The following is a 3,284-nucleotide window of genomic DNA, read 5'->3' on the forward strand; positions in this document are numbered from 1 at the left end:
AATGATCACATCACTTTCGATGTGATTAAGGAAATCTCCAAGGAATTCTTCAACTATCGAACGCGTAATATCTTTTTCAGTTGCTTGTGCGAATTGATTCATAATATACACCTTTTAAGAGATGAACTGCAAATTTTACAGGGAATTTTCCTGTTCTTATCAGATCGAAGACCAGAATGCGCATCGATCCCACACATCCGTGCTGCAGTCGAACACATGACAACTCTGCCATCCAACCAGACCAATGGATTCACAATCGTGACTTCACGATAGTGAATTCGCAATCTATTATTTAGATATTGCGCTTGATAGCAAAACGGTCAATACAAAAAAGGAGTATAAGCCAACCAAAACAGTAGGAAAAAAATAATCAAAGCAAAAGCTGATCTTGGACCAACAATATATCATAAAATGCGAGATATTTATACTTCAGTAGGCCCCACAGGACAGGCATCTTCCCCGGTCCTCAAATTTCTGCATATATCACATATCTTTGCAGAAACGTTATCGATCTTACCATCCTGGATCTCAACAGCCAGACGGGATATCTCCTCTTGTATATCATCATCGAATTCGATACGATAACCTCTTTTTTTGGTCAGGTACTGAGAAACAGCGGAAGGCGCCATACCAAAGAGCCTTGCAACTTCCTTTTGAGCAATACCATTATTCACAAGCTCAACCGCAAGCGCTGCACGTATTGCAGGAAGGACATCCCATACTACTGCCTGACAAGGAGTTTCCATTTTCATGATAATACCTTCGGACACTTCACAATGACTTATAGTTTGTCGTATCTTATATAGCTACTCACTGTCGTGAAATTTTTGAAAGTTGAAAGCTTTGCATGATATGGATCGAGTACTGGATCTGCGTAAAATACAAAGAGGAAGATCTTTAGATCGGATGCATAATTTGTAGTTTTTACCCCATTCCAATTACGTGCAGTATTGACCTTAAGGTACTATCCTGCACCTCATATAGATCACTTGTACCTATCGCTCTATGGACGAGGAAAAATAAGGGAAATGAAGAAAGAACGATTCATCCCATCACTATCTGTATTGCAGTCGGATATTTTCTCATGATGGAATAAGCAATACTTTTTCCCACCCATAATTTGCCTTCATTAAGGCTTCGGGATTTGCTTATTTCCCCCATTATCTGGAGAGCTTTGACAGCATTTTCATCATTGAGAAAACAACTATCCTCCACACGGTGATCAAGGAAGAACAAAATTGGAAGCCTGAGCCTTCCATGGAGTTCTTCCGGAAGACCCTCTTCAAACACATTTAGTATCCCTTTATCGAATAAGTGCTCATTACCGCTTTTTGTCTTAGAAAATGGCATCTCCTCCCCAAGCAACTGAGAAAGGGGTTTCCTCTCAGCAACAATCTCCTTATTGATCTTGCCGACCTCCGATCTCATCCACCTCATAAGACCTGAGTCATCCGAATCCGGTAGTCTTCCTGACATATCGCTCACTTCGATATTATTATTGAGAACGGTTATTATCTACAAATGTCCGTCTTTAACACTATCAGATGTACATGCTGTTCTTTAGATTAATTTTAGTGATTGCCACTACAAGAAATTGTTGACAGGAGGACGAAGATCATTGCCATGTCCCACACCGAATGGAAGAAGATGGGATTCTCCAAAGGTACTTTGCATTACATGAAGCAGAATGCCAAGAGTGATAAGCCATTCACTCTTAATGCTCATGTAAAGGAACGGTTGGAGATATGGGAAAGTGTTTGAAGAAAGAAATGTTCATCAATTAACAAATTGAGTTTCCGTAACATGTTTTTCTTTATGAGGGAACTCCTTTTCGAAAATCTCAAGTTCTTCTTCAGTGGTCTCAAAAGAATCTGATGCGAAAAATTTACCAGATACCTGTCTTAGACTCCCGTTGTAGAGTTCTAATGCCATGAAAGCATCGAAGTTTTCACCGGAAGAAGTCTGAATGTCATATTCGCTGTTATTTATGAAACCGAACCTTTTGTAGTATTCCGGATCACCAAAAATAATTATTGCCTTATATCCTGATTGCCTTGCTTTTTCGATAGAATAGTTCATTAATAAGGATCCAATCCCTTTTTTTTGATATGAAGGCAATACCCCGAGTGGACCCATACACAGAACTTCAAATTCTTCGTTCTTATCATTGATCACTTTTGCTTTTGAATAGATAATATTGCCTACAATCAGGTTCCCATCACATGCAACATAATCCAATCCCCTTACAAAATCAGATGATTCCCTCATATTGTGAACAATAAGGTGTTCTACACATCCTGGTTTATACAGATCCCAGAATGCTTCTCTTATCATATTTTCCACAATTTTAAAGTCATTCTCATTTTCCGGACGGATTGAAATATCCATTATTATCCCCTCTTTTCTAGGATACGATGATTCAATGATCACATTTATTAGAATCAGATTAAGTTTTACAGAGATGTAAAGTTTTTTCAAATATTTAATCTTTTCTCCATAAATTAATGCCTAATGAAAGTTTGTCAGAAATTGATAATTTTTCACTAATAATAAATTATGGTTGTTCTGAGAAAATTTATGGCAATAATGTTAACAGTGGAAAGACTACTAGACCCTTTAATTATCAAAAAGTAGAGGGAACATTGTACGAGCTCGTACAAATTGATTAACAAAATAGTTTCCTGTCAATTTTGATAATAAATTTATTACGATTTCCCTAAAATTTGACAAATACATTCAAAATTTAAACATACAATTCCGTTTTTTCTAGTTACCTATATCCCCAACTTTCTATGCGAGGCTTAGTTCAAGCCTAAACCCTTATTAAAATATTTATGGGATTCTTCTGGATTGTCCTCATCATAACTCATATATGACAAAAGCAGAAAGACATCCTTTATATCAACTATCAAATTGCCACAGCCTTCTTCTGTTCCAGTAAATGTCTTACTTTGTTCCTCCAACAATTCAACATTGCCAAGGAAAGACGCATACAATTCCACAGCCTCTTGCTCATCCATTTGTCCAACATCAACAATATGAGCAAACAATGATTTCTTCTGTTCTGCAAGAGCCTTCGCAATTTCCACACCCTTATCACAAGGAGCAATTGCTATTTTATCAGAATACTCTTTATTCTGAATCCAGAATGGGAACATGCCCACCGTGACACCGTTCTTCTCTCTCATATTTTTACACTTCTCACATCCCTCCGGACATTCAAAATAGTCCAAAAGTTTCATTACATCTTCTTTATATTCTCGAAATTCGTTCTCAACAGACAT

The 3,284-nt window shown here is 37.3% G+C and carries 5 protein-coding genes; 1 reads left to right on the forward strand and 4 read right to left on the reverse strand.

Annotated elements, in window-relative coordinates; translation table 11 throughout:
• Positions 1-422 precede the first annotated feature (422 nt).
• Both QAS77_RS11190 and QAS77_RS11195 read right to left on the reverse strand, forming a co-directional pair.
• Positions 423-746, reverse strand: a complete 324-nt coding sequence (locus tag QAS77_RS11190; RefSeq protein ID WP_442920371.1) for a transcriptional regulator — start codon at positions 744-746, stop codon at positions 423-425.
• A 298-nt stretch (positions 747-1,044) separates the two neighbouring features.
• Positions 1,045-1,476 (reverse strand): DUF61 family protein, encoded by a 432-nt coding sequence (locus QAS77_RS11195; protein WP_305065622.1) that lies wholly within the window; start codon positions 1,474-1,476, stop codon positions 1,045-1,047.
• Positions 1,477-1,578: 102 nt separating this feature from the next.
• On the opposite strand from QAS77_RS11195, the gene QAS77_RS11200 reads away from it, so the two are divergent.
• Positions 1,579-1,761, forward strand: a complete 183-nt coding sequence (locus tag QAS77_RS11200; protein ID WP_305065623.1) for a hypothetical protein — start codon at positions 1,579-1,581, stop codon at positions 1,759-1,761.
• 15 nt (positions 1,762-1,776) lie between these two features.
• On the opposite strand, the gene QAS77_RS11205 is transcribed toward QAS77_RS11200, so the two are convergent.
• Together QAS77_RS11205 and QAS77_RS11210 are read right to left on the reverse strand one after the other, a co-directional pair.
• The gene (locus QAS77_RS11205; RefSeq protein WP_331522707.1) at positions 1,777-2,478 is read right to left on the reverse strand and encodes a GNAT family N-acetyltransferase; all 702 of its coding nucleotides are present in this window, start codon (positions 2,476-2,478) and stop codon (positions 1,777-1,779) included.
• 323 nt (positions 2,479-2,801) lie between these two features.
• Positions 2,802-3,284 (reverse strand): hypothetical protein (locus QAS77_RS11210; RefSeq protein ID WP_250867962.1); only part of this gene is annotated, 483 nt, incomplete at its 5' end.

This window comes from Methanococcoides sp., assembly GCF_030594565.1.
GTDB lineage: Archaea > Halobacteriota > Methanosarcinia > Methanosarcinales > Methanosarcinaceae > Methanococcoides > Methanococcoides seepicolus.

Bases quoted from the DNA above. Each gene is read 5' to 3' on its own strand.
- QAS77_RS11195 (WP_305065622.1), bottom strand. From the start codon at position 1,476: ATGTCAGGAAGACTACCGGATTCGGATGACTCAGGTCTTATGAGGTGG.
- QAS77_RS11190 (WP_442920371.1), bottom strand. From the start codon at position 746: ATGGAAACTCCTTGTCAGGCAGTAGTATGGGATGTCCTTCCTGCAATA.